This window comes from Paenibacillus sp. OK076 (assembly GCF_900110055.1).
In the GTDB taxonomy this organism is placed as follows: Bacteria; Bacillota; Bacilli; order Paenibacillales; family Paenibacillaceae; genus Paenibacillus.
In genome coordinates this window covers 322,360-346,048 of sequence record NZ_FOCH01000003.1, presented here as the reverse complement: position 1 = coordinate 346,048, position 23,689 = coordinate 322,360, and the positions used below count along the sequence as shown (strand labels likewise).

At 48.3% G+C, this 23,689-nt stretch carries 21 protein-coding genes; 13 read left to right on the top strand and 8 right to left on the bottom strand.

All coding sequences use genetic code 11. From position 1 onward, the window contains the following. Nucleotides 1-36 precede the first annotated feature (36 nt). The 3 genes from BMY78_RS24100 to BMY78_RS24090 all read left to right on the top strand — a co-directional run bounded on the left by BMY78_RS24100 (nucleotide 37) and on the right by BMY78_RS24090 (nucleotide 2,892). Nucleotides 37-1,317 carry a transcriptional regulator gene (locus BMY78_RS24100; protein ID WP_090903901.1) on the top strand — a complete coding sequence of 427 codons (1,281 nt, stop codon included), beginning with the start codon at nucleotides 37-39 and terminating at the stop codon, nucleotides 1,315-1,317. Nucleotides 1,318-1,594: 277 nt separating this feature from the next. After that, nucleotides 1,595-2,011 carry a hypothetical protein gene (locus BMY78_RS24095; protein ID WP_090903900.1) on the top strand — a complete coding sequence of 139 codons (417 nt, stop codon included), beginning with the start codon at nucleotides 1,595-1,597 and terminating at the stop codon, nucleotides 2,009-2,011. 86 nt (nucleotides 2,012-2,097) lie between these two features. Further along, entirely contained in the window at nucleotides 2,098-2,892 is a 795-nt protein-coding gene (locus tag BMY78_RS24090) for a hypothetical protein (protein ID WP_090903899.1), read from the top strand. Between the two features lie 102 nt (nucleotides 2,893-2,994). Here the strand turns inward: BMY78_RS24090 and BMY78_RS24085 are convergent, their stop codons facing one another. Beyond that, nucleotides 2,995-3,810 (bottom strand): class I SAM-dependent methyltransferase, encoded by an 816-nt coding sequence (locus BMY78_RS24085; protein ID WP_090903898.1) that lies wholly within the window; start codon nucleotides 3,808-3,810, stop codon nucleotides 2,995-2,997. 72 nt (nucleotides 3,811-3,882) lie between these two features. Continuing rightward, the gene (locus BMY78_RS24080; protein ID WP_256222359.1) at nucleotides 3,883-4,824 is read right to left on the bottom strand and encodes a helix-turn-helix transcriptional regulator; all 942 of its coding nucleotides are present in this window, start codon (nucleotides 4,822-4,824) and stop codon (nucleotides 3,883-3,885) included. Nucleotides 4,825-4,895: 71 nt separating this feature from the next. On the opposite strand from BMY78_RS24080, the gene BMY78_RS24075 reads away from it, so the two are divergent. Next, nucleotides 4,896-6,347, top strand: coding sequence for a glycoside hydrolase family 1 protein (locus tag BMY78_RS24075; RefSeq protein ID WP_371129192.1), 1,452 nt, complete (start codon nucleotides 4,896-4,898; stop codon nucleotides 6,345-6,347). A 197-nt stretch (nucleotides 6,348-6,544) separates the two neighbouring features. Here BMY78_RS24075 and BMY78_RS24070 read toward each other — a convergent pair whose 3' ends face one another. After that, nucleotides 6,545-7,213, bottom strand: coding sequence for a phosphatase PAP2 family protein (locus BMY78_RS24070; protein ID WP_090903896.1), 669 nt, complete (start codon nucleotides 7,211-7,213; stop codon nucleotides 6,545-6,547). A 122-nt stretch (nucleotides 7,214-7,335) separates the two neighbouring features. Here BMY78_RS24070 and BMY78_RS24065 point away from each other — a divergent pair, with 122 nt between their 5' ends. Further along, the gene (locus BMY78_RS24065; RefSeq protein WP_090903895.1) at nucleotides 7,336-7,911 is read left to right on the top strand and encodes an undecaprenyl-diphosphatase; all 576 of its coding nucleotides are present in this window, start codon (nucleotides 7,336-7,338) and stop codon (nucleotides 7,909-7,911) included. Nucleotides 7,912-8,032: 121 nt separating this feature from the next. On the opposite strand, the gene BMY78_RS24060 is transcribed toward BMY78_RS24065, so the two are convergent. Beyond that, complete coding sequence (locus BMY78_RS24060; RefSeq protein WP_256222357.1) at nucleotides 8,033-9,442, bottom strand: HAMP domain-containing sensor histidine kinase; 1,410 nt, start codon at nucleotides 9,440-9,442, stop codon at nucleotides 8,033-8,035. Further along, on the bottom strand, nucleotides 9,439-10,110 hold the full coding sequence (locus tag BMY78_RS24055; protein WP_090903893.1) for a response regulator transcription factor: 672 nt from the start codon (nucleotides 10,108-10,110) through the stop codon (nucleotides 9,439-9,441). Before BMY78_RS24055 ends, BMY78_RS24060 begins: the two co-directional genes overlap by 4 nt. Nucleotides 10,111-10,292: 182 nt before the next feature. Between BMY78_RS24055 and BMY78_RS24050 the strand changes: the two genes are divergently transcribed. Both BMY78_RS24050 and BMY78_RS24045 read left to right on the top strand, forming a co-directional pair. Continuing rightward, entirely contained in the window at nucleotides 10,293-11,114 is an 822-nt protein-coding gene (locus BMY78_RS24050; protein WP_090903892.1) for a hypothetical protein, read from the top strand. 131 nt (nucleotides 11,115-11,245) lie between these two features. Then, complete coding sequence (locus BMY78_RS24045) at nucleotides 11,246-11,812, top strand: hypothetical protein (protein WP_177185858.1); 567 nt, start codon at nucleotides 11,246-11,248, stop codon at nucleotides 11,810-11,812. A gap of 136 nt (nucleotides 11,813-11,948) precedes the next feature. Here the strand turns inward: BMY78_RS24045 and BMY78_RS24040 are convergent, their stop codons facing one another. Together BMY78_RS24040 and BMY78_RS24035 are read right to left on the bottom strand one after the other, a co-directional pair. Next, complete coding sequence (locus BMY78_RS24040) at nucleotides 11,949-12,725, bottom strand: AraC family transcriptional regulator (protein ID WP_090903890.1); 777 nt, start codon at nucleotides 12,723-12,725, stop codon at nucleotides 11,949-11,951. Nucleotides 12,726-12,746: 21 nt separating this feature from the next. Then, nucleotides 12,747-13,328, bottom strand: a complete 582-nt coding sequence (locus BMY78_RS24035; RefSeq protein WP_090903889.1) for a LysE family translocator — start codon at nucleotides 13,326-13,328, stop codon at nucleotides 12,747-12,749. 196 nt (nucleotides 13,329-13,524) lie between these two features. On the opposite strand from BMY78_RS24035, the gene BMY78_RS24030 reads away from it, so the two are divergent. From BMY78_RS24030 to mmsB, 6 genes are all read left to right on the top strand, one after another. After that, a complete protein-coding gene (locus BMY78_RS24030; protein WP_090903888.1) occupies nucleotides 13,525-14,532 on the top strand; it encodes a substrate-binding domain-containing protein in 1,008 nt (335 codons plus the stop codon). An 85-nt stretch (nucleotides 14,533-14,617) separates the two neighbouring features. Beyond that, complete coding sequence (locus BMY78_RS24025) at nucleotides 14,618-16,537, top strand: cache domain-containing sensor histidine kinase (RefSeq protein WP_256222392.1); 1,920 nt, start codon at nucleotides 14,618-14,620, stop codon at nucleotides 16,535-16,537. Nucleotide 16,538: 1 nt separating this feature from the next. Continuing rightward, on the top strand, nucleotides 16,539-17,804 hold the full coding sequence (locus tag BMY78_RS24020; protein ID WP_256222391.1) for a response regulator transcription factor: 1,266 nt from the start codon (nucleotides 16,539-16,541) through the stop codon (nucleotides 17,802-17,804). 315 nt (nucleotides 17,805-18,119) lie between these two features. Further along, a complete protein-coding gene (gene chvE, locus BMY78_RS24015) occupies nucleotides 18,120-19,205 on the top strand; it encodes a multiple monosaccharide ABC transporter substrate-binding protein (protein WP_090903886.1) in 1,086 nt (361 codons plus the stop codon). A 21-nt stretch (nucleotides 19,206-19,226) separates the two neighbouring features. Further along, nucleotides 19,227-20,777: a multiple monosaccharide ABC transporter ATP-binding protein gene (gene mmsA / locus BMY78_RS24010; RefSeq protein ID WP_090903885.1), complete on the top strand. Its 1,551-nt coding sequence runs from the start codon at nucleotides 19,227-19,229 to the stop codon at nucleotides 20,775-20,777. Further along, a complete protein-coding gene (gene mmsB / locus BMY78_RS24005) occupies nucleotides 20,761-21,924 on the top strand; it encodes a multiple monosaccharide ABC transporter permease (protein WP_090903884.1) in 1,164 nt (387 codons plus the stop codon). The genes mmsA and mmsB overlap by 17 nt, the downstream gene beginning before the upstream one ends. Nucleotides 21,925-22,069: 145 nt before the next feature. Here the strand turns inward: mmsB and mgtE are convergent, their stop codons facing one another. After that, complete coding sequence (gene mgtE, locus BMY78_RS24000; RefSeq protein ID WP_090903883.1) at nucleotides 22,070-23,437, bottom strand: magnesium transporter; 1,368 nt, start codon at nucleotides 23,435-23,437, stop codon at nucleotides 22,070-22,072. Between the last annotated feature and the right edge of the window lie 252 nt (nucleotides 23,438-23,689).

Below are 23,689 nucleotides of genomic sequence, written 5' to 3'. Positions count from 1 at the left end.
TAGATTCACAGGATCCAAACGAAAGGAAGACTAGTCATGCTGAAGGAACGGATTGAATTTCTGAGCAAAAGAAAGCAAATTTCTCGCAAAGACCTCGTGGAAGGTCTGGTTACGCAGGCTCACTTTGCCAATATTCTGGCCGATCGGTATCCACTCCCTGAAGATCTGGCAGAGGCTATTGCGTCACGTCTTGGCGTTACGACTTCCTATCTGTTAAATGCTGCTGCACAGGACAAAGAAACCCTGGCGCGGGCAGAGGCTGTTTTTGAACAAATGTCAGTTCCAGCTTCCGCCATCTCCGAAGAAACGGTCCATGCACTTGAAGATCGGGATGATGCGCTGACAGTTGAGCTGACCACGGCCTTGATGAAGGCGGTCTATTACCAACAATTAAATGATGCATCGGCTCATGAATATATACATATGTCCTATCTGAATTTTTATCTGGAGAAATACGGCCGTCCTGACGATGTAGATCTGCCACGTCCGTTAGCGAAGGCATTATTATTTTACAAAGTGCAGTACTATCGTTCCAAGCTTGCTTATGTGGATGTGTTAACGCACGCAACCAGGCTAAGTGAATTGGCCCTTCCTGGCAGTGAATTCTGGCTGTCTGTGCAGAATATCAAGATGGAAGCCTACATTCAGGTCAAACAGTACGAAGAGGCCAAGCAGGTGTTTGAGCTTACGATGCGGCATGTCTATGATCAGCGGCTGTTTCATCGGTTGTCCGGTTTATATGTGGCGTATAGCGGATATTGCTTTGCGATGGGACTGGTACAGGAGGCGCTCTCGGCATTGACCATGGCAGAGGCGAATCTGGTGTATGCCGGTAATCAGGGCGATCTGGTCACCGCAATTGCGAATAATCGGATTGTCATGTTAACCATGACGGGTGAACTGGATCAGGCGCAGTCGGAGATCGAGCGATTCGAATCCCTGTTGCAGCAGGAACCGGAAGAAACCCAGCAGGCCATGAAGCCATTAGTGAGTGTGTATCGCTGTGAAGTGGCACTGGCACGAAAGAACTGGGGGGTACTCGCGCAGAGTGTGGATCAACTGTTGAATAGTGCAACGACTCAGGATCAGCAGATGAGTGCAACCTTCTACCAAAGCCATCTGGCCCTTGCACATGGAGATCGTGAAGTGTTCATGGAGCGTGCGCTCGCGTGTCTGCCTTATTTTGAGTCCGTGCAGCATGTCATGCGTCTTGAACCTCTATATGAGGGAATGGCCGTGGTGTCCGAGGATCAGCGAAAATATAAGGAAGCCGCCATGTATTATCGGAAGCTGGTCTACCTGTTACGCAAAAAATAGATCGAAAATCGGCGTGGAACCGCCGTTTTTTTGCAAGATTTTGTTCAATATCAGTGCGATAGGCACAAAATATGCCTCACAACCTTTCATTTAAGAGTCGTTTTACGGCTCTTTTTTTGCGAAATCAACCAAAAAGCATGTTAAAGAAACGAAAATCCAGTGGTTCAATTGCCGGAAGTTTCGTTTCTTTTGTATACGGCCAGAAGGGTATTCAAGGACAAGCCGTCCTGTTTATACTTTAACTATAACCAAAAACAAAAAAAACGAGGTGTTCATTATGGGATGGTTTGGTAAAAAGAACAAGCAGGAAGATGTGATTGCGAAGGCAGATAAAATGATGAATAAAGGACTTACCGGCATGATGATGAAAGGTTTTGTATCAAAGGAGCATCGGGAAGCCATCAACCAGAGTCTGGATTCAGCGAAGCAGGCACAACTGGCGGCAAGTGGTTCCCTTCCCTTAACCGCAACAGCCACGGTAATCACGATCACCGATACGGGCAAGCTGATCAATTTTGATCCAATTGTTGTGCTTGTGCTGGATGTAACAGAGACGAATGGCAATCAGTATCAGCGAACATTGGAAACACTGGTGTCCAAGATGCAGATTCCACGAGTAGGAGATCGAGTGGGTCTGGGGCAAAATCCAGCGAATCCGACAGAGTTGATCTACATGGGGCTGTTGTCCGTCTAGAAGGTGTTCGAACTGCAAAAGGGCAGGTTATTATGTATTGAATACAACTAACAACGAATAATAGAGATATAGAGAGGGTGGGGCAGATGGTAGGTTTCCTGAGATTGGTCGGTGTGTTGACTGTATTTGGGGTGGGATTCTCCCCATTTCTGGCACAGCAGCTGTGGAATGATCCTTTTATCATGATGCAGGCATGGTGGTATACACCAGCGATTTTTGCCGGATTTGGGTTGATCTTTATTCCCTCCATTTTGGCTAATATCTTCGGTGTTGGGAGAGTGAAGTCAGGATTACCAGCGGTTGGTGTCATTAAAAGCATCCAGCAGACGGGTACGTATATTAATGAGCAGCCGGAAGTTCGACTGGGCCTGACCGTCTCGCGTAAAGGACGTGAGAAATACGATACCGAGTTGAGAACGATCATACCGTTGACTTCAATGTCTCAATTCCAGCCGGGCAGCTTAATTCCCTTAGTGGTCTCTGTGAAGGATGAACACAAGGTAGGGCTTGATCTGAAGGGGAGGCTATCGCAGGAAGATATACAGCAATTGCTGGATGAGAAGATGGTGCAGCATGGCGTGGCACCTGAGATGATGGATATTGCACGAACGGGCGAGAAAGCGATGGCCAAAATTTTGGATGTTACTCCACTTGGAAGCGGAGGTAATGGCAAAATCAAACTTCAGCTAACGCTTAGTGTAACGAAGTCAAATGGAGAGACGTTTAAGGTGACACTACCGAAGGAAATTTATCCATCTGTCCTACCTCAGGTTCAGCAAGGTCATATTATTAACGTGATCTATTCGAAGCAGGACCCGTCAAAGTTGATGCTGGCACTGAGTGTACAGGAAGAACAACTAAGCAATTTGTTCTCATCCTGATGCTGTTTGAACAAAAAACCTGTACCATCACGATTCAAGTGATGGGCAGGTTTCTTTTGTGTATTTTATTTTAGGGGAAATCTGGATGAGCTTAGCTTAAGATCAGACGATACCCAGGCGCATCCGATATGAGAATAGAACTTGTCTCGATTTTCCGGCAAAAATGCGAGCAGCCAGCTGTCTGAATTCGTCAGCTACCTCAAGCAGATCAGTGGCACCGAGTTTCACTGCCGTTTGCAGGCCGCCTTGGCTCAGTGCCAGATTGACATATCGGTCCGCATCGAATGTTTCCCGGTGGTGAAACACAATTTCACGCGAATAACGGAACAAGCCTGACTGCTGAATCTGCTGCAAATGACTGTCTTTATTCCATTTATGTGCCTGATTTTCCTGGGGAGCCAGGCTGGCAGCTCGATGATCTGCCTCCGTATTCAACTGCATATAGGCTTGTTCCAGCTGCCAATCGACCACGGGTGGCCAGTCACAGTCGTAGGCAGCAAATATGCCGCCTGGACGCAGTACACGCGCAAATTCGCGCAGTGTGGACTGGGGCTCCATCCAGTGGAACGACTGTGAGCAGGTCACAACATCTACACTGCCATCAGGCAGTCCCAGTTCGTGGGACAGGCCGGAGACAAAGCGAAGATGGTCCGGTTTGCCTGCCGCTTCCCATTTGGACTCTGCGACAGCTCTCATATCATCGCTTGGCTCGAAGCCAATAACACGTTCTGCCTCATTTAGCCAAATCCATGAGGATAAGCCGGTACCGCAGCCAACATCCGCGACCATGCGAGGTTTGCTGCCCAAATAATTCGTCAGAATATCTACGACCTCGGTGGGCGCAGCAGGCCGGTTCTGGTCATATAACGTACCGAAACCCTTGAATCGTTCCACATTGTTACGTCTAATGTCTTGCATGGATAAACCTCCTTCAGGAAATGGATCGATAGCCAAGCAAAAGAATCAAGAGATGATCAGAGCTCAATTATATCATTCATTCTTCAACCTATTGTTAACGACCTGTTGCAAATGCTCTACCGCTTTAATATGTCGTCTGAGCAGTTCCTGTCCGATGTGTGGAGGTTTGATTACGGTCAGGTCAGATCCAAACGACATCAGGAAGGAGTACAGCCATTCTCCCTCATTCAGTTCTAGGGCAACGCGCAGCCTGCCATCGGGCTCTTTTTCGATGCGGGAAGGTTCAAAAAAATCATATACCCTATACGCTATAGAGTTGGAGAACGACAATTCCAGAGCGATTTGGTTGATGGTGACGTGATTTTCATTTTCCGGTGATTCGATGTGTATGTTGTTCATGGAAACCTTGGGCAGAAATTTCAACTGGGTAATTCGTTTCATTTTGAACGTCTGAAATTCGTTTCGGTCGGGCTCGTCGTGGATGTATCCTTTGAAATACCAGGTACTGTTCTTAAACAAAAGTTTGAGCGGCTCAACCGTCGGCACACTCTTCTCACCATCCGAATTGACATAGTGAAACGTAATCCATTGATTGGTGAAGATCGCTTGTTTGACCTGGTTGAACAGTTCCCTCTCCTGCTGTGGAATGCTGCCCCATGGTGAAAAGTCGAACTCGATCCAATCCAGCTTATGATCAAACAGAGCGGTTAAACGTTTGAGCATATGGGCAGTGTTAAGGTGAGGGATGGCGCTGACGCTATATAATCCAAGCAAAATTTCATTCTGATCATCTTCGGACAACAGGGATTTGTCCATGACAAAGTTGTCCATGAGATGGATTCCGCCATGCTTTCCGGTTGTCGTGTACACAGGAATACCTGCCGCACTCAGTCTGTCGATATCACGATACACGGTGCGTACGGATATCTCGAACAAACGCGCAAGCTCGGGGGCGGTAGCTTTCTTTTTCTCCAATAACAGCAATAGCATTCTGAATAATCGGTTATTTTCCATGCCTGTATTATACCATGACAATAGGTGTCAGGGTATGGGTGGTACACTGGATGTACAGTGTTACGAAGAGCATGAAGGAGGAATTAATGATGGCGATGAAAGAAGGATTTTTCTGGGGTGGCGCAACGGCTGCCAATCAGTTTGAAGGTGGATGGGACAAGGGAGGGAAAGGCCCAAGTACTTCCGATATGATGACAGGTGGAACGCACACGACACCGCGGCGGATTACGCCTGTACTGGAAGAGGGCACGTATTATCCGAGCCATGAAGCGGTTGATTTTTATGGTCATTACAAAGAGGATATTGCCCTGATGGCCGAAATGGGCTTCAAAATGTTCCGCATGTCCATCAACTGGTCCCGAATCTACCCGAACGGGTATGATCTGGAGCCAAACGAAGAGGGATTGCAGTTCTATGACAACGTCTTTGCCGAGTTGAAAAAGTACAACATTGAACCGCTCGTGACCATTTCTCACTACGAGACGCCATTTGGTCTGACCCAGAAATATAACGGCTGGGCTTCCCGCGAAGTGATTGATTGTTATATCCGATATTGTACAACCCTCTTTACCCGATACAAAGATCAGGTGAAATACTGGCTGACCTTCAATGAGATTAACTGTTTGACGATGCCAATGGGGGCTTATATGGCTGCAGGTATCCTGTTTGAAGGTAAAGAGACACTGATCGATGGCGTTGATGATCCACAGACCCGCTTCCAGGCGCTGCATCACCAATTTGTTGCAAGCGCAAAAGCGGTGAAGCTGGGACATGAAATCAATCCTGATTTCCAAATCGGCTGTATGGTCGCATTCATGACAACATATCCGAATACATGCAACCCGGACGATATTCTGCTCGCGCAGAAGAAGGACCAGCTGTCCAACATGATCTGTGGAGACGTACAGGTACGTGGAGCATACCCTGGATTCGCCAAACGTTTCTTCGCCGAAGAAGGCATCCAGATCGAGATGCAGCCGGAAGATGCACAGACTTTGCGTGAAGGCTGCGTAGACTTCTATTCCTTCAGCTATTACATGTCCTTGGTCGAGAGTGCGGATGAGTCGTTGGATAGAGCAGAGGGAAATCTGCTGGGCGGCATCAAAAATCCGTATCTGGAAGCTTCCGACTGGGGCTGGCAGATCGATCCGAAAGGATTGCGTTACACCCTGAACCACCTGTATGATCGTTACCAGATTCCATTGATGGTTGTGGAGAACGGATTGGGTGCAGTGGATGTTGTGGAGGAAGATGGCTCCATTCAGGATGACTATCGGATTGATTATTTGAGAGGTCACATTGAACAAATGAAAGAAGCCGTCGCCGACGGTGTAGATCTTATCGCTTACACGATGTGGGGATGTATCGACTTGGTCAGCGCATCCACGGGCGAGATGAAGAAACGTTATGGCTTCATTCATGTGAACAAGGACAATGATGGCAATGGTGATCTGAGCAGAACACCGAAGAAGAGCTTCCACTGGTACAAAAAAGTCATTGAATCCAATGGTGAAGATCTCTAAGTTTCCACTGTAAAATAGATTCCTAATGACGTAAAAGAACCTCACTGGCGCAGGATGGCGCACGTGAGGTTCTTTCATGTATTCAGCGATGGCTCCGGCAGGACTAAGCAGGCTTGTTCGTACGGCTGGTCATCGCAATGTGCTATGCACATGATGTGAAGTTGTGAATGCACATTCTGGTAAATCTTACAGCTTGCTCAAGTCAGAGGTTTAGACTGTAGAAGGGAGATTCGCTCCAGATAGCGTTGGTAGAACCATATGCATGTTGCCAGCCAGCATCCGCTCAAAAAGTAACCTCCAACTACATCACTGGGATAATGCACGCCCAGATAGATGCGGCTCATGCCAATGGTAAGGATGAAGGCTGCGCTTACAACTATTATCGCTATTCGTCCGACTGTTGTAGGTACATGCTTCCAGATCAGGAAGGCCAGTCCGCCGTACAGGCTGAACGCTGCCATGGAGTGTCCGCTGGGGAAGCTGTACCCGGTCGCTTCAATGATCCGGTGTATGGTGGGGCGCGCACGCTGAAACACGAGCTTCAGCAGGGTGTTTAGTATTGCAGAGCCTGCGATGACACAGCCAAAAAAAAGAAGCTCCCGTCGGTGTCCTAAAAAGACATACAAAACGATCATCGAAATAAGGGTAATAGCGACGACGGGCAAGCCGCTGCCAATCCAGGTGAACAGCTCCATCCACCGGGTCATGCTAGGGGATTCCATGCCCTGAATCCAGGTTATTAGGGTGTCGTCAAATCGGTGAATCTGATTATCACTGATGGACAGAGCGATGATTGCAAATATAGCAAGGCTTAGCGCTGCGGTGAGCAGCGGAATGGAAATATTTTTTTTCAAATTTTGCTTCAATGGTTATGTTCCTCCAGGGTGTCTTTTTTCTTATCGTTTTCTAATTTACCCTTAAAGCTGCTCCCAGAATAATGGGCTATGATTAGATCTAGGTTCATTAAATTGGGAAAAGGGGATTACTTATGTCTTTTATACGATTGGATTACCAGCTTTTTCATTGGATTAATCAACAGGCGATGCACCTCTCGTATTTGGATGGCATCATGATATTTTTTGCGAAATATGCCCTTTTTATGTATCCTGCGGGAATGTTTGTGTATTGGATATCGAAGAGTCAAAAAAAACGCATGATTGTGCTGCAAGCCATATTGGCAGCATGTGCGGGGACTGCTATCAGCTTTGTTATAGGTCACTTGCTGCACAGAGACCGGCCCTTTGTGACCCATTCGGTGATTCAATTAATCAGCCATAGCGCTGATGCATCCTTTCCAAGTGACCATGCGACGGTTGCCTTTGCATGTGCCGCTGCATTTTGGCTGGGTCGCGTCAGGTATCGGTGGGGTTGGGTTCTCATCGCCACCTTCATTATGATTGGCCGTGTATGGTCTGGCGTACACTATCCCTCCGATGTAGCTGCCGGGGCTCTCATTGGTATGGCAAGCGCCTGGGGAATCGGGCGTATTTTCATCCGTATGAAACTTCCAGCCCTGTTCATCCCTCATCAGGCCAGAACACTTCATTCTGAAGACAGCAAGTGAGCGGTTGTTCACCCGAAGCTGTGAATCCGCTATTCTGCCGGAAGTAAGGACGCCACACTGGTGAATAAAGAGGGCTGTAGTGCTACCCTCTTTATTATTGTCTGGTGTTGGTGTCCGACTTTCAGAATGCAGATGTGGGAAGCAGGACAGTTACGGTCGTTCCTTCATCCACACGGCTATCGATGAATATTAGCCCGTTGTATCGTTTAACGAGGCGTTCTGCAATGGCGAGTCCCAAGCCGGTCCCCCCTTGTTCGCGAATACGTGCCTTATCAACACGGTAGAAGCGGTCAAAAACATACGGCAAATCCTCTGCCGGAATGCCCATGCCTTTATCAGTAACCTGAATACATACATCGTTGTCACGTCGTATTCCTTGAACCCGAATCTCTTTGGTAACCGGTGAATATTTAACGGCATTATCAACCAAAATCCTTAGAATCTGCTCCATGTGCTGAGGAAGTATCTTCACTTCAATACCGGATATGAATTCCATATGAATGTCAAAGGCAGCATCCGGGTGCAGCTGCACAACATTGGCAAGCGCATGCTGTACCGTCTGGCGAAGATCGACAGCAGCTTCCATTGCAATGTGTCCAGACTCGGCCTGACTAAGTAATAACAGTTCATTCACTATCGTTTTTAACCGGGTAAGCTCCTGAGCCGAAACATCCAGGGATTCATTCAAAATATCCGGGTCATGCTTGCCCCAACGTTTCAACAGGTTAATATGTCCTTCAATGATGGCCACTGGTGTACGCAACTCGTGCGAGGCATCTTCCACAAACTGCTTTTGTTGCTGAAACGAAAGCTCCAGCTCATCCATTAGGCGGTTAAACATTCGAGCGAGGTTGGTCAACTCATCATGCTGATCCGGCACATCCACGCGTTTATGAAGTCCCTTCTGCTGAATCTGGATCATCGTTGCATTCATGGTCGTAATAGGCTTCACGAACTGTCGTGAAAGGACACTTGCGCCCAGAATGCTTAAACCGACAGCAGCAATTCCCCCGCCAAACATGACCAGCAGCAGCATATCGCTTAGTTTATCGGTATTTTCCAGATTGGTTACCATCTCAATCGTTCCGCTAAAATTCGTGGTGATGAGTGGTGATCTCATAATGAGCAGATGATCTTCGTAATGCCAGGCATTAATCAGAACGCGTTTTTGCACTGCTTGCGGCTCCACCCACTGTTCAGGAAGACGATCGGTTACTTTAAGAAGCACCGTTCCTTCCTGATCCAGAATGCGGATCATCTGATTCTCCTGATTGAACTTTGTCATAAAAGAACGGTAATCTGCAATTTCTGCTGCTGACACATCTTTTTCTAGCAGGTAGATTTCCATCTCATTCATGCTTTTTTCCATACTTTTCTGTTCCTGATCAATGAGCCATTTATTAATTACAAAGTATTGAACGATGTTATACACAATAAACAGCGTGATCAGCAGCAGTGAAATCCAGATCGTCAATTTCCAGCGGATAGACCAATGGGAGCGGGGAAGGAATGTTCGAATCCAGCGCATCATTTCTGAATTCCATAACCCAAGCCTCGTATCGTTTGCACAAAGCTGTTGGAGCCCACACCATCGATTTTACTGCGCAAATAACTGATATAGACATCAACCACATTGGTCTCCACGTCAGCATCGTATCCCCACACCAGATCCAGAAGCATCTCCCGGGTCATGACTCGGCCTATATTTTGCATGAGGATGACGAGCAGGTCGAATTCACGCCGGGTTAATTCAACAGCCTCTCCGTCTTTCTTGAACATGCGCGCCTCCAGGTCCAGCTGCAATCCATGATGAATCAGTACGGAATGCTCGCTGCCGCTGTTGGAACGGCGAAACAAGGACCTCATCCGTGCCAGAAGCTCTTCAATGGCAAAGGGCTTAGGAATATAATCATCGGCTCCGCTGTCGAGTCCCATGACCCGATCCATGACACCATCCCGAGCCGTAATCATAATAATGGGTGTTTGTTTGATATTGCGTATTCTTCTGCACACCTCTACGCCGTTAAGGCCGGGCAGCATCAGATCGAGCAGGATCAGATCCCACTCCTGTTCCAGTGCCAGTTCAAGTCCGCTTCTTCCATCGTAGGCTACACTGACCGTGTAGGCTTCATGTTGCAATTCCAGTTCTATAAAACGAGCCAGATTTTTCTCATCTTCAATCAGCAATATATTTCTCATCAGAATCGGTCCTTCCTTAAATTTGGAAGCATCAGATCGAGCTTACAGGTTAAGCTTACCAAGTCCAGTGTACAACATTCAAATTGGAAAACATTAAAAAAAGTAATGTAGTTTTCTTATCAAATTTTAATGAAAAATGTCTAGACTGGACTTAACCCCAGTACGAGAGAGAAGTGGTCATAATGAGCCAGTCCAATATCAAGCCTGAACAAGCTAAGAGTGCATCCAAAACTTCAAGAAAGAAAAAATCATCCGGGATGGGGTGGCTTATTGCCCTGATCTGCATTGGCGCTGCAGGAGCAGCGGCATTTTTCCTGATTCCTTCGGTCAAGGACACTGTGCTGCATACCGTAGAGAATGCAGCTGGAGTCCATGCCACATTGCCTGCTGTATCTGCCAAACCAGTCAGTCAAGCTCAGAAAACGCTACCCGGAGCTTCGTCGAAAGCACAGCAATCCGTTCAGTCACAGGCTACAGCTTCCATAACCTCGACGCTGCCAACTGTACCTTCAACAGATCATATTGCGGCAGCTAAGGACATCGCCAGAACTTATGCCGATATGCCTCCAAGCAAGGCTGCAGCGGCACTTGCACCATTGACCGATCTGGAGATTGTGTATGCCATGACCGAGATGTCCACAGAACAGCGAGCGAAAATATGGAGTAAAATGGACCCGGATCGAGTTGGCATCCTTTCGGTGCAAATGAAACCTCGTTCGGTGGTTACGGATCATGAGCTCGCGCTCATTCAGCGTAAAATCAATAAGCAAAACAGCGACATCGCCAGTCAATCAGTCCAGGAACTAGTACATACCTTCTCAAAAATGCCTTCCCCACGAGCCGCCAAGCTGATCCAAAAATTATTTCAGACCGATGCCGTCAAAACGATAGATATTCTGAAGAAGATGAATGTAAATACGCGAGCGAGTATTTTAACCGTGATGTCCGGTGACTCGGTTATGACAGAAACGGCAAAACAGATTTCTCAGTCATTTCTTAAATAATGAAAAGGCTGGTGGATCACCAACCAAGTGATAGATCGGAAAAATCCCCATAAAGGGGATTTTTTGGTGTGTTATACTATTCCATAATGATAGCGAGTGACGTTCAATTCAAAACCAGAAGGGGAAAAGTAATGAAGCGTATAATGATCGTAGCGTTCGTTCTGCTGTTTATTACAGCCGGATTGGCGTTGGTACCGGATGGCCGAGCTTATGCCTGCAGCTGTGTAGAAGCGAATGCCCAAGAGAAACTGAAGACGTCCACGGCGGTTTTTACAGGTAAAGTGGTAAAGAAGGGCGGTACACAAATATTCAGCCCTGACCGGTTGAGAGCATATACCTTTGACGTGGATACCGCTTGGAAGGGAGTTTCATCTAAACGAATGACCGTTATGGGAAATGATGCCGGTTCGGAATCTTGTGGGATTCAATTGGAGAAAGACCAGTCCTATCTGATCTTTGCTTATCAGAATAAAATGGACAATAAACTGCATACGAATCTTTGCAGTGGCAATATTTCCGTAAATCAAGCTGGAGATGCGTTGAAGCTGCTGGGAGCAGGAAAAGCAGTGAGTCAGGATGATTTTGGAGAAGCCGATTATGGAAGAAGTTGGTCATTTTATTTCATAATATATGGTGGGGTTATTCTAATGCTTATATTGGTAAGTGGCTGGATCTGGAGAAGGAAGAAGCGCGCCTGAAGTTAAGATCTGATTCAAGGGGAAATGGTATAACGGGAACGAACGAAAAAATAAATCCCCGTGTGGAACGTTTGAGATAAGCTCGCGTTCCATGCGGGGATTTTATACATTTGGTCGGATAATCGTACCGATTCAATTAGTTTAACTGCAGCATATATTCATAAGCCGTGATCCCGAATACTCGTTTAAAGTGTCTGTTCAGATGAGTCAGATCAACAAAACCACATTCGGCTACAGCGGAGTAAACATCCTTGTGCGTTTCAATGGACTGTCTGGCACGCTCCACTTTGCAATTCAGAAAAAACTGGTAAGGCGAAATGCCGGCATGGGACTTGAACTCGCGGATAAATTGAAACTTGGACATGTTGAATTCTGAACACAGGTCGTCCAGCTTCAGCACATCTTCTATACTGCAAAACATCATTTCTTTCGCTTTTCGCACCAGATTGTCCTGAGGCCGCCATAGCTTGGTGTCCATTTCCGACTGGGACAGCAGTTGCAACAGGTCAAAGAGCAGTTCACTGCACTTGGCTTCATCCTGTCCGTTTTGAACGGCATCATTCAGCATCAGGATGCTTCGTGCAAGCACAGGGTCATAGACAATCGGGCTATTAAAACGCAATTCCTTTTTCCCTAGAACCTCTTCGACCAAATCGGGCTTCAGATAAAGCATGACATAGTCTATGCCAGCCTTGTCATAGGAGCTTCCATCATGGGACTGTTCCCGGTTGAATAACATCACGCCGTTTTTGTGGGAGGCCTGATAGTGTCCGTCCAGATGGTATTGCTGAATACCGCGAAGCGTTACTCCAACCGCATATTCCTCGTGACAATGTTTTTTATAGGTGAAATCCGTAAAGCTGGCGGATAGAGCCAAGACGTCCTGTGATTTCTTATAGTTAAACAATTCCATGCTGTACACACCTCCCGCGCGTTAGATGATTCCCGAGACCATAATGGCTGAGTATATCAAAAAAAGAGCCATAAGGATACTCACTGCTTTTTGATGACGATTGAGTAACGTTCTGAAGACGGAGCCAAACACGACCCAACTGGAATAGGCGAAGAAGCCGATGATGGTAATGATGATTACGAACAGAAACGTTGACATGGTGCTGTCGTAGTACGGCAGCACATAGCTGGGAATAACTGTGAACGTGAACAGAACTACTTTTGGATTCACAAACTGCATGATTAAACCGTTCAGAAAACCCGTAACTTGCTTTGATGCCGTCTCGGTGGAACCCATTTTATAGACTTGATAAGCCAGATATATCATATAAACACTACCCACGATCTGCATCACTTGGAGAATGCCAGGCAATATCTCAGCGAGAAGGTGATTGAGAAGAGCAGAAGCAGCAAGTAACATGCCAAATGCAACGGTGGCTCCCCACACATACTCCATCGTTTTCCGAGGACCCACCTGCCCGACGGAAGTGAGAATCACAATATTGCTGGGGCCAGGTGTAAACGTAACGACAATACAATAGATGAAAAAAGCTGTAAGATTCATAGGGCCTCCCCGAGTTGTAGTTACATGATCATACTGCGGGGAGGCATTGGCTTATAGTACATTATTGCAGCAGAGTGCACATGAGCAGGAAAAGAAAGATGAATTCCGAATATGAAGGGCTGTTTCCTTTTTACATGATTGCGTTTACAATTTAAGCAGAATGTTGACTGCGACACCACTTGAGGAAGTGAATGGAATGAAAAAAATGCTGCTGGTTTATATTTTGCTAATCTCGGCGTTTGTATTGTATGTACTTCGGTTCGAATATTCCAGTCAGGTGAATGGCTCCTGGGAAGACCGGGGGCTGCGCGGGGATATCGGCGAAACGTACATCATGATTACATTCCAGTCCGGCCTGGAATATTGGAAGAGTCCCTTGAAAGGTTTCGAGGATGCCGGGGATGCGCTTGGCGTAACCGTAGAATACCGTGGAGCGACCCGGTATGATGCGAAGGAGCAGACAACGGTGATTGAGCAGGCCATTGCACGCAAGCCCGCGGGAATCGCCATATCTGCCATCGACCCGCAATCGCTGATCCCGGCCATTACTAAAGCACTGGACGCGGATATACCGGTGGTGCTGTTTGATGCCGATGCACCGGGAAGCCGGGCGTATTCTTTTCTCGGAACGGACAATTACAGGGCGGGTGTGACGGCTGCTGATAAAATGGCCGAGCTGATGGCCCGTGAAGGTGAAGTCGCCGTGCTGACCCTGCCGGGGCAGCAGAATCATGAGGAACGGACCAAGGGGTTCCGCGATACGATTGAGCAGCGGTATCCCTCAATGAAGGTGGTTGAAGTCGCGGATGGACACGGAGATACGATCGTATCGAGAGACGAGACGCTTAGAATGATGAAGGCTCATCCGAAGCTGGCAGGGATTTTTGTGACCGAGGCGACCGGAGGGGCAGGTGCAGGTGAAGCTGTCCAAAATTCAAGCGAAGGTCGTTCGCTCAAAATTATATCCTTTGATACCAACAAGGCCACGCTGGATATGATTAAGAGCGGCACAATTTCGGCTACAATTGCGCAGGGAACCTGGAACATGGGATACTGGTCGCTTCAATATTTGTTCCATCTGCATCATCAGCTAACCGTACCTGCGCCATCCTCCTCCGGTGAGAATGCACCGCTGCCAGTGACGGTGGACACCGGAATTTCCGTGGTGACAAGCGTGAATGTGGATGATTATTATGCCAAATAAACAGAATCAACAGAATAGTTCCTTGATACGGGCACCCATTCGCCTCTGGATGAAGAGGAGCCTGTACCGTTTGCGCTTACGCAATATGCAGCTGCGTTATCAGCTGATGCTGCTCTTTTTGTTATTTGCCATCGTACCTTCCGTAGGTCTGGGATTGTTAGTGAACTGGACGGTGGAACGGATTGTTGAGCGACAGGTGGAGGGTCATACAATGCAGCTCATTGGCAAAGTGAATGAAGCACTCGACAGCAAGATGGAGAACCTGCAAAACATGACGTATCTGATTGCCTTTGATCCGGATATTATCGCTTTTATGCAAGGAAAAACAACATCGGATAACGATCCAGGTACCGGCACCGGCACCGGCACCGGCACAATTGCTTCCAAGAAGGAACGAAATGTGTCTGATCAGGATCAGCTGTATGGAATTAAGCAAACCTTGCAGGGCTTCACGACGTTGTATCCTGAGATTGCCGGAATCGTTCTTGCTAATGGACGCGGTGACTATATCAGTAATGAGATGTACCCCCGTGGGAGGCAAAGCCTGACCCGGGAGGACTGGTACAGGAGGGCTGCGGCGAATCCGGGCATTTTTACAGTGCTGGGTCAGCCGCTGGATCGCAATATTACAACACACGTACAGTATAAGGATAATGAGATCGTATCCGTTGCCCGTTCCATAACGGATGAAGCCTCGGGACGTGTACTGGGCGTCATTATGATTGACCTCAAGCTGAGAACCGTCTCTCAGGCTGCAAGGAATGTCACTTTGGGGAAATCCGGTTATGTGATGGTGACGGATGCAGAAGGACGGAGCGTCTATATGCCGGAGCATCCGTTGGTGGAACAGATTCCCGCAGAATGGTTTCCATCCGGTGACAGCGGGACGTTTAATGCTGAAGCGGATGGGAGGGAGCTGTTATTCCTCTATCAGTCCTCCGCGTTTACGGGGTGGAGAACGGTAGGCGTATTTCCTGCACGGGAATCGACCACGGAGGTGCGTCAGATTCAGTTTTATGTGGTCAGCTTTGTGTTTGTGGTGTGTTTATTCGGTCTGAGCGCCTCCTTGTGGTTCTCGCGTTCCATTGCGCAGCCCATTTTCCGGCTTATGTCTTATATGCGCAGAGCGGAGACGGGCAATCTCATGGCGGGCCGCTGGAGCGACCGCGCCGATGAGATCGGTATGCTGGGCAGAAGCTTTAACCGAATGCTGGTTCAGATCCGGCAGCTTATATCCCTGAATGAACTGAAGGAACGGCAGAAAAGGGAGGCCGAAATGCGCAGCCTGCAGGAGCATATCAAACCTCATTTTTTATACAATACATTGGATACGATCCATTGGATGGCTCGCAAAGAAGGCGCGGACGATGTATCCGAGATGGTTGGCGCTCTCTCCAGACTGTTTCGCATCGGCCTTAGCAAAGGCAATGACTTCATCCCTTTGCATGCCGAGCTTGAGCATATAACCAGTTACTTGCAAATTCAACAGACCCGATACCGTGATCGTCTACAGTACGAATTGATCGTACCGGAGGATATGCGTGAGTTGTTTGTGCTCAAGCTGCTGCTCCAACCCCTCGTGGAAAATGCCATCTATCATGGAATCAAAGGCAGACGAGGGCCAGGCAAAATCCGGGTGGAGGCCAAAACAGAAAACGGAAAACTGGTGCTATTGGTTCAGGACGATGGAGCGGGCATGTCCGGTGAACGGCTTGCGGAGATGGAGCAGCTGCTAGCAGCGCCTTTGGAAAGTATGGAAACCGCGTCGTCGTCCGGGAAGGCTGGCAAGAGCTATGGCATGTTGAACGTACAGGCCCGTCTGCGGCTTTCCTTTGGTGAAGAATATGGCATTATGCTGGGCAGCAGAGAAGGAGAAGGCACCAGTGTGACGATCATTCACCCGCTGCTGCGGCAGCTTCCGCCAGCGGGTTCACTGGACAGGGAAGAGGGGAGGAGAGCGAATGAAAAAGTTCAATCCACAGACAACATGGACGTCAGCGGATGAGATGACAGCTTTGGCTGCGACAGAGACAGGGAATTTGGAGAAGCGTTACCGGGTGCTGATTGCCGATGACGAGCCCATTATTCGGGAGGGCATTCGGGATTCAACCGACTGGACAGCACTGGGCATGGAGGTTGCCGGAGAAGCAGAGGATGGCGAGGAAGCGCTGGAACTGGCTACAGCTCTGGGTGTGGATATCATCTTGGTTGATATGAACATGCCCTTTCTGAACGGGATCGATCTGATTCGCCGTCTTCAGGTCGACTGTCCGAACTGCCGCTGTGTGATCGTGTCCGGGCATGATGAATTCGCTTATGCCCAGGAGGCGGTTCGGCTAGGGGTAGAGGATTATATTTTGAAGCCTGTACAGGCAGAACAGCTATATTCGGCGCTTGCACGTCTGCGTCAGCGGTTGGATGAAGAACGGAAGCGTACGGCGTATGTGAGACAGGCTGCGGATCAGATTGAACGCAATATCCCACTGCTGCGCCAACGCTTTTGTCTGGAGTGGCTGGAAGGACAAGCGGAGGAAAAGAAGCTGATCGAGCAGCTCTCGTTTTTGCGTCTGCCCTCTGCGCCGCCAGTGCAGATCGGAATCGTGCGTTGGCCTGCGGCAGAAGCGAGACAGACCATTATGCGGGAAAATGATCGTCAATTGTTCCTTTTTGCTGTGGAAAATATTATCAGTGAACTGCTGAGGGACCTGTCGTATGTACTGTTCAGGGAACCGAACGGGTTAATTGGTATATGTCTGTGGCAGGCGGCCTCTGCAGATATGGAGTCCACAATTGAACAGTCCGTCAGCTCCTGTCTGAATATTGCCGTTCACGTCCATATGGAGACGCACATGGGTACGTTGGAGGAAGCGCCGGCTACCTATCGCGAGTGTCGTGAAGTTATATATGGACAAGCCCGTTTGTCCCCGCTGGTTCGCCGGGCACGCCAGCTTATTCAAGAGGACTATACGGATCGGAATCTGACGCTGGAGTCGCTCGCTTCCCGCCTGCAAGTATCTGCTGTGTATTTGAGCCGGGTGCTCAAGAAAGAGCTGAACGACTCCTTCGTGACACTTGTCACGCATGCCCGCATCCGTAAGGCTGTGCAGCTGCTGGACTCTACGTCATTGCCTGTCCACCGGATTGCAGAGCATGTAGGGTACGATACGCAGCATTATTTTAGTACCGCGTTCAAAAAAACGATGGGCATCTCGCCTGTACAGTATCGCAAAGGCGGTGGTACAAGAGAGGGCGTCTCATCGGAGTGTGAATAGGCTGGTTTCAAAAGGGTTTCTCATCAAGGGATTTGTTCTGCTTGTACCAAGCGGAGCGGGTCCTTTTTTGTTGTTAGCTGAAGTCTAAATGATTTATTCCGTACAACAGGCCTGTTCTTCACCTGATCCTTGAACCCGTTGGTTACAAAAGTTAAAAATTTATAAAAAAGGTTCAAATGCAGCAAAGACCTTCCTGTTCCGTGATGATAAGATGGGTCTCAGACAGGAACAACAGCTTGTATGTATCGGATGCATTGTAAGCGTTATCTTATCATTCATTCAAGTCCGTATGATTTGAGGAAAGGGGAAGTTCATATGAAAAAAGGAGCACTGATCATCTGGCTGCTGGTGATGACCTTGATGCTCTCTGCCTGCAACCTGGCTGAGAGTGAAACTGGCAGCAAGGAAAAAGGGTATGTCGGCATCTCGATGCCAACGAAATCTTCCGAACGCTGGGTTGGCGACGGGGAGAACATGGTTCGTCTTTTCCAGGAGCAGGGGTATAAAACCGATTTGCAGTACGCAGAGGACGTGGTGGAGAATCAAATCTCACAGATTGAGAACATGATCACCAAGGGTGTGGACGTGATGGTGATTGCGTCTGTTGACGGCAATACGCTGACGGATGTCATCAAGAAGGCGCATGACCAGGGCATACAGGTCATTTCGTATGACCGCCTGATACGCAACACTCCCTATTTGACGTATTACGCGACCTTTGACAATTTCAAAGTTGGCGTGCTCCAGGCATCCTACATTGAACAAAAGCTGGGGCTTAAAGAGGGCAAAGGTCCTTATAACATTGAGCTGTTTGGCGGTTCTCCAGATGACAACAACGCCTACTTCTTTTTCGACGGCGCGATGTCGGTCCTGAAGCCATACATGGATTCCGGCAAGCTGATTGTACGAAGCAAGCAGACCACGATGGCCCAGATTGCGACGCTGCGCTGGGATGGCGCCTTGGCCCAATCGCGAATGGATAATTTGCTCAGTGCCTATTATTCGGCAGATAACCTGGATGCGGTGTTATCCCCGTATGACGGGATCAGTATCGGGATCATTTCATCGTTAAAAGGGGTTGGCTACGGGAAAGCGAACAAGCCTCTGCCGGTGATTACCGGTCAGGATGCCGAACTGGCTTCGATCAAGTCCATTGTGGCCGGGGAACAGACTCAGACCATATTCAAGGACACCCGCAAGCTGGCGGAGAAGACGGTAGAGATGGCCAACAGCATATTACAGGGAAAAACGGCGGAAGTGAATGATGAAAAATCATATAACAACGGGATAAAGGTGATTCCTGCCTTTTTGCTTGACCCCATTTCTGTGGATCGCACCAACGTGGAGAAGGATATTGTGGGCAGTCAATATTACACGAAAGAAGAAATCGGACTGAAATAAAAAGTGAAAGGAGCACATCCCATGACCGGAATAATTCTGGAAATGAAGGGCATCACCAAAACATTTCCCGGTGTAAAAGCGCTGGAAAATGTCAATTTCAAGGTCAGAGAAGGCGAGATTCATGCGTTATGCGGTGAGAATGGCGCAGGCAAATCCACGCTGATGAAGGTGCTTAGCGGTGTATACCCGCACGGAACGTATGAAGGGGATATTTTATTTCAGGGCAAAACGTGTGAGTTCAAGGACATCAAGCAAAGCGAGGATCTGGGAATTGTCATCATCCATCAGGAGCTGGCGCTGATTCCCTACCTTTCAATTGCGGAAAATATCTATCTGGGCAATGAGCGTACTAGCAAAGGCATTATCAACTGGAAAGAAACGTTTGTAGGCACAAGGGAATTACTCGGCAAGGTGGGCCTGAATGAAAATCCGAACACCCTGGTTTCCAGCATCGGTGTGGGTAAGCAGCAGCTGGTTGAAATTGGGAAAGCGCTCTCCAAAAAGGTGCGACTGCTCATTCTGGATGAGCCTACCGCGGCGTTGAACGAGGATGACAGTGAAAATCTGCTTCAGCTGATGCTGGAATTCAAGAAGCAGGGCATCGCCTGTATTCTCATTTCGCACAAGCTGAACGAGGTGTCGAAGGTGTCGGATTCGGTGACCATACTGCGGGACGGCAAGACAATCGAGACACTGGATATGAAAAAGGACAAAGTGACTGAAGACCGGATTATTAGCGGGATGGTAGGGCGTGATCTGACCAGCCGTTATCCAGAGCGTCATGCGAGCATCGGTGAAGTCATCCTGGAAGTGAAGGATTGGACCGTATATCACGAGCATCATGCCGACCGGAAGGTGCTGGATCAGATCAATATGAACATCAGACGAGGCGAGATTGTAGGCATTGCCGGTTTGATGGGAGCAGGGCGCACGGAGCTTGCGATGAGCATATTTGGCAAATCCTATGGTCGCAGCATATCGGGCCAGCTCATCAAAGAGGGCAAGCCCATTCAGAACAACAGCGTCACGGAGGCGATTCAGAACGGCTTCGCTTACGTGACAGAGGACCGCAAGGAATATGGTCTGATTCTGATGGACGATATCAAGCGGAACATTTCCCTGACGGGTCTTGGCAAGCTGACCAAAAATGCGGTGGTGAATGAACGGGAGGAAGTGCTGGTAGCCGAGGATATGAAAAAAAGCATGAATATCAAGGCACCTAGCATTTTGCAGAAAACCGGCAATCTGAGCGGCGGGAACCAGCAGAAGGTGGTGCTGAGCAAATGGATTTTTGCCGGACCGGATATTCTCATTCTGGATGAACCGACACGCGGCATCGATGTCGGAGCCAAATTCGAAATCTATACCATTATTCATCGGCTGGCCGCTGAGGGCAAGGGTGTGCTGGTGATCTCATCCGAGCTTCCGGAGGTACTGGGCCTGTGTGACCGAATCTATGTGATGAATGCCGGACGAATCACGGGAGAAGTCAGCCGGGAAGAAGCATCGCAGGAAACGTTGATGAGATATATGACCAAGTCAGGAGGCGGGAAGCATGGAAATGTTAACTAGACTGTTCAAAAACAATATACGGCAATACGGCATGATTATCGCGCTGGTTGTCATTATGCTGCTGTTTGAGGTACTGACCGGGGGGCTGCTGCTCAAGCCGATCAACATTACGAATCTGATCTTGCAAAACAGTTACATTCTTGTACTTGCCATCGGTATGGTGCTTGTCATCATTACCGGACATATTGATCTCTCGGTAGGTTCGATTGCTGCTTTTGTAGGGGCGGTTGCCGCCATTATGATGGTCGATTGGCAGCTTCCGGCCTGGCTGGCGGTCATTGCTGCTTTGGTGGTCGGTGCATTAATTGGAGCGTGGCAGGGCTTCTGGATTGCATATGTACGGATTCCGGCATTTATCGTTACCCTGGCCGGCATGCTGCTCTTCCGTGGTTTGACAATGATTGTGCTGGAGGGCCAGTCAATCTCTCCTTTTCCAGGAGGGTTTCAGAAAATAAGCTCCGGCTTCCTGCCTGATATTCAAATATCTGGCCTCGGTCTGGTGTCGATCATTGTTGGTCTTGTTCTCACGGTCTGGTATATCGTAAATGAACTGCGGGAGCGCCGTTCCCAGCGAAAATACGGTTTCCAGGTTGTATCTCAGGGGCTCTTCCTGCTCAAGCTGCTGGTCGTGGCTGTAGTGACGAATTTGTTCACTTTCATGCTTGCGAGCTATGCAGGCATTCCGAATATTCTGATTCTGCTGTTTGTATTAATTGTTGTCTACTCCTTCATCATGAACCGCACCGTGATGGGGCGCCATGTATATGCACTGGGAGGCAATGAAAAGGCTGCCGGTCTGTCCGGGGTCAAAACGAAAAAAGTGACCTTCTGGGTATTTGTCAACATGGGTGTAATGGCCGCCATTTCCGGCCTGATCTTCGCGGCGCGGCTGAATGCGGCTACGCCAAGAGCCGGTACCAACTTTGAGCTGGATGCCATTGCAGCCTGCTTTATCGGCGGAGCTTCCGCTTCCGGAGGAATAGGGACCGTATTCGGTGCCATCATCGGTGGTTTGGTCATGGGGGTTCTGAACAACGGGATGTCCCTGATCGGGTTGGGTATTGACTGGCAGCAGGGCATCAAGGGTTTGGTACTGTTGCTGGCGGTAGCCTTCGATATTTATAATAAAAACAAACGATCTGCGTAGTTCTGTGTTGAAATGCAGTTTTGAAGCGGACGCCTCTAGCCTCTAGGATAGATGGAAAGGTATATCGAAATACAGAAACAGACCGTGATCCGCTGGATCGTGGTCTGTTTTCTCTGTGCACTTCTTCGTGTATGAAACAGAATATTTACATTAAGGCATCCAGAAAACGAGTTGCGATACCGAAATAGATAAACAACGATAAAATATCATTCAACGTTGTGATTAATGGGCCGGAGGCAACCGCAGGGTCTACTTTGAAACGACTGAGCAGAAGAGGAATACAAGTACCGGTCAGTGTTCCAATAACTAGGGTGAAGAATAGTGATACTCCAATAATCGCTCCGAGCAGCCAGTCACCTTGCCAGAAATAGGCGATGACCGTGATCAGCAAACCGCATACAAGTCCAATCATTGTGCCTACTTTAATCTCCCGGCCAATAAGCGCGAGCACTGTGGCCTTGTCCAGCTTGCGTCCAATCAAGCCACGTACAACCACTGCAAGGGATTGTGTACCCGTATTCCCCGTCATACCGGCTATCATGGGCATGAAGAACGCCAGTGCCACAACCTGATTCAGCGTGTCCTCGAAAAAATCCACGATACTGCCCGAGATCAGTCCGATAAATAACAATAAAATCAGCCATGGAAGGCGACGTCTGACGGCAACTAACGGTTTGGTATCAAAATCAATGTCTTTACTGCCGCCACCCATCTTGGCGATGTCTTCACTGGCTTCGTCCATAATAATATCAATGACATCATCCATTTGGATAACACCGCATAGTCTACGGTTCTCATCCACGACAGGTAGAGCCATAAACTCATAACGCTGCAGCAGCTGTGCAGCTTCTTCCTGGTCCATATCAACTGTTGCATGGATGACACGCCGGGTCATCAGCTCTTCTACTTTGGTCTTATCATCTGCCTGGGCAAGGGTTTGATAGCTCACGACTCCAACCAGTTTACCTTCATCGTCGGTGACATACAGATAACTGGTTGCAGGAATCAGCGTAGCCTGTGGTTCTCTCAGCGCTTCCTTTGCAGTTTCATGCGATAACAGGGTACGATAGCGATCGGTCATAATTCGTCCTGCCGTCTCCGGTGGATAGTTCAGCACGGAGCGGATAATTGAAGAGTGATCCAGATTCATCGTAGATAGCAGTTCTTCTCTGCGTTTGAGAGGCAGATCATGCATGAAGCGAATCAGATCACTTTTGTCCATTTGCTGCATGACTTCAAGGGTGCGTTCCGGGCCTAACTGTTCGAATAGATGTACCTGTTCGTGAAGCGTGAGCGCTTCTGCCATGTCGGCGAGAACGTCCGGTTTGAATAAGAGTAAGAATCGTTTTGTCTCTTGTTCAGGGAACTTTTTATATACGAGAGAAAGGTCGTAGGGATGCAGTTCTTTGGCCCATTTGTAAAACTCGGTCAAGTTTTGGGTTTGCACGAATTGCACAAGGAGCTCCGTAATCTCTTCAACCGAAAAATCTTTTTTGGGATGGGATCGATTCATATGTAGTCTCCTTTCTAGATGGGTTCAACAAATGAATATTTACACTGGCACTCCGATGACAGAACAACCTTCCGATCGCTGTTATCCCCAGATTTCTTTGATTCCTTTCTGAAAAGGGAAAATCCGGGGATAAAGGCGAACGCTTCGCTTCTTCAGGTTATTTCTGTCCTCTCCGTTATTGTGTAAATGTTTGGTTGAACATATTTCAAATGGGTTCAACTCCGTATTCTTAAACGAAATGGAATGAAAGTT

Coding starts and splice junctions, on each gene's coding strand:
- BMY78_RS24085 (WP_090903898.1), bottom strand. CDS start 3,810: ATGCAAGACATTAGACGTAACAATGTGGAACGATTCAAGGGTTTCGGT.
- BMY78_RS24080 (WP_256222359.1), bottom strand. CDS start 4,824: ATGGAAAATAACCGATTATTCAGAATGCTATTGCTGTTATTGGAGAAA.
- mmsB (WP_090903884.1), top strand. CDS start 20,761: ATGGAAATGTTAACTAGACTGTTCAAAAACAATATACGGCAATACGGC.
- BMY78_RS24045 (WP_177185858.1), top strand. CDS start 11,246: ATGAAGCGTATAATGATCGTAGCGTTCGTTCTGCTGTTTATTACAGCC.
- BMY78_RS24065 (WP_090903895.1), top strand. CDS start 7,336: ATGTCTTTTATACGATTGGATTACCAGCTTTTTCATTGGATTAATCAA.
- BMY78_RS24040 (WP_090903890.1), bottom strand. CDS start 12,725: ATGGAATTGTTTAACTATAAGAAATCACAGGACGTCTTGGCTCTATCC.
- BMY78_RS24055 (WP_090903893.1), bottom strand. CDS start 10,110: ATGAGAAATATATTGCTGATTGAAGATGAGAAAAATCTGGCTCGTTTT.
- BMY78_RS24035 (WP_090903889.1), bottom strand. CDS start 13,328: ATGAATCTTACAGCTTTTTTCATCTATTGTATTGTCGTTACGTTTACA.
- mmsA (WP_090903885.1), top strand. CDS start 19,227: ATGACCGGAATAATTCTGGAAATGAAGGGCATCACCAAAACATTTCCC.
- chvE (WP_090903886.1), top strand. CDS start 18,120: ATGAAAAAAGGAGCACTGATCATCTGGCTGCTGGTGATGACCTTGATG.
- BMY78_RS24090 (WP_090903899.1), top strand. CDS start 2,098: ATGGTAGGTTTCCTGAGATTGGTCGGTGTGTTGACTGTATTTGGGGTG.
- BMY78_RS24100 (WP_090903901.1), top strand. CDS start 37: ATGCTGAAGGAACGGATTGAATTTCTGAGCAAAAGAAAGCAAATTTCT.
- BMY78_RS24050 (WP_090903892.1), top strand. CDS start 10,293: ATGAGCCAGTCCAATATCAAGCCTGAACAAGCTAAGAGTGCATCCAAA.
- BMY78_RS24075 (WP_371129192.1), top strand. CDS start 4,896: ATGAAGGAGGAATTAATGATGGCGATGAAAGAAGGATTTTTCTGGGGT.
- BMY78_RS24030 (WP_090903888.1), top strand. CDS start 13,525: ATGAAAAAAATGCTGCTGGTTTATATTTTGCTAATCTCGGCGTTTGTA.
- BMY78_RS24095 (WP_090903900.1), top strand. CDS start 1,595: ATGGGATGGTTTGGTAAAAAGAACAAGCAGGAAGATGTGATTGCGAAG.
- mgtE (WP_090903883.1), bottom strand. CDS start 23,437: ATGAATCGATCCCATCCCAAAAAAGATTTTTCGGTTGAAGAGATTACG.
- BMY78_RS24060 (WP_256222357.1), bottom strand. CDS start 9,442: ATGATGCGCTGGATTCGAACATTCCTTCCCCGCTCCCATTGGTCTATC.
- BMY78_RS24025 (WP_256222392.1), top strand. CDS start 14,618: ATGCAGCTGCGTTATCAGCTGATGCTGCTCTTTTTGTTATTTGCCATC.
- BMY78_RS24020 (WP_256222391.1), top strand. CDS start 16,539: ATGACAGCTTTGGCTGCGACAGAGACAGGGAATTTGGAGAAGCGTTAC.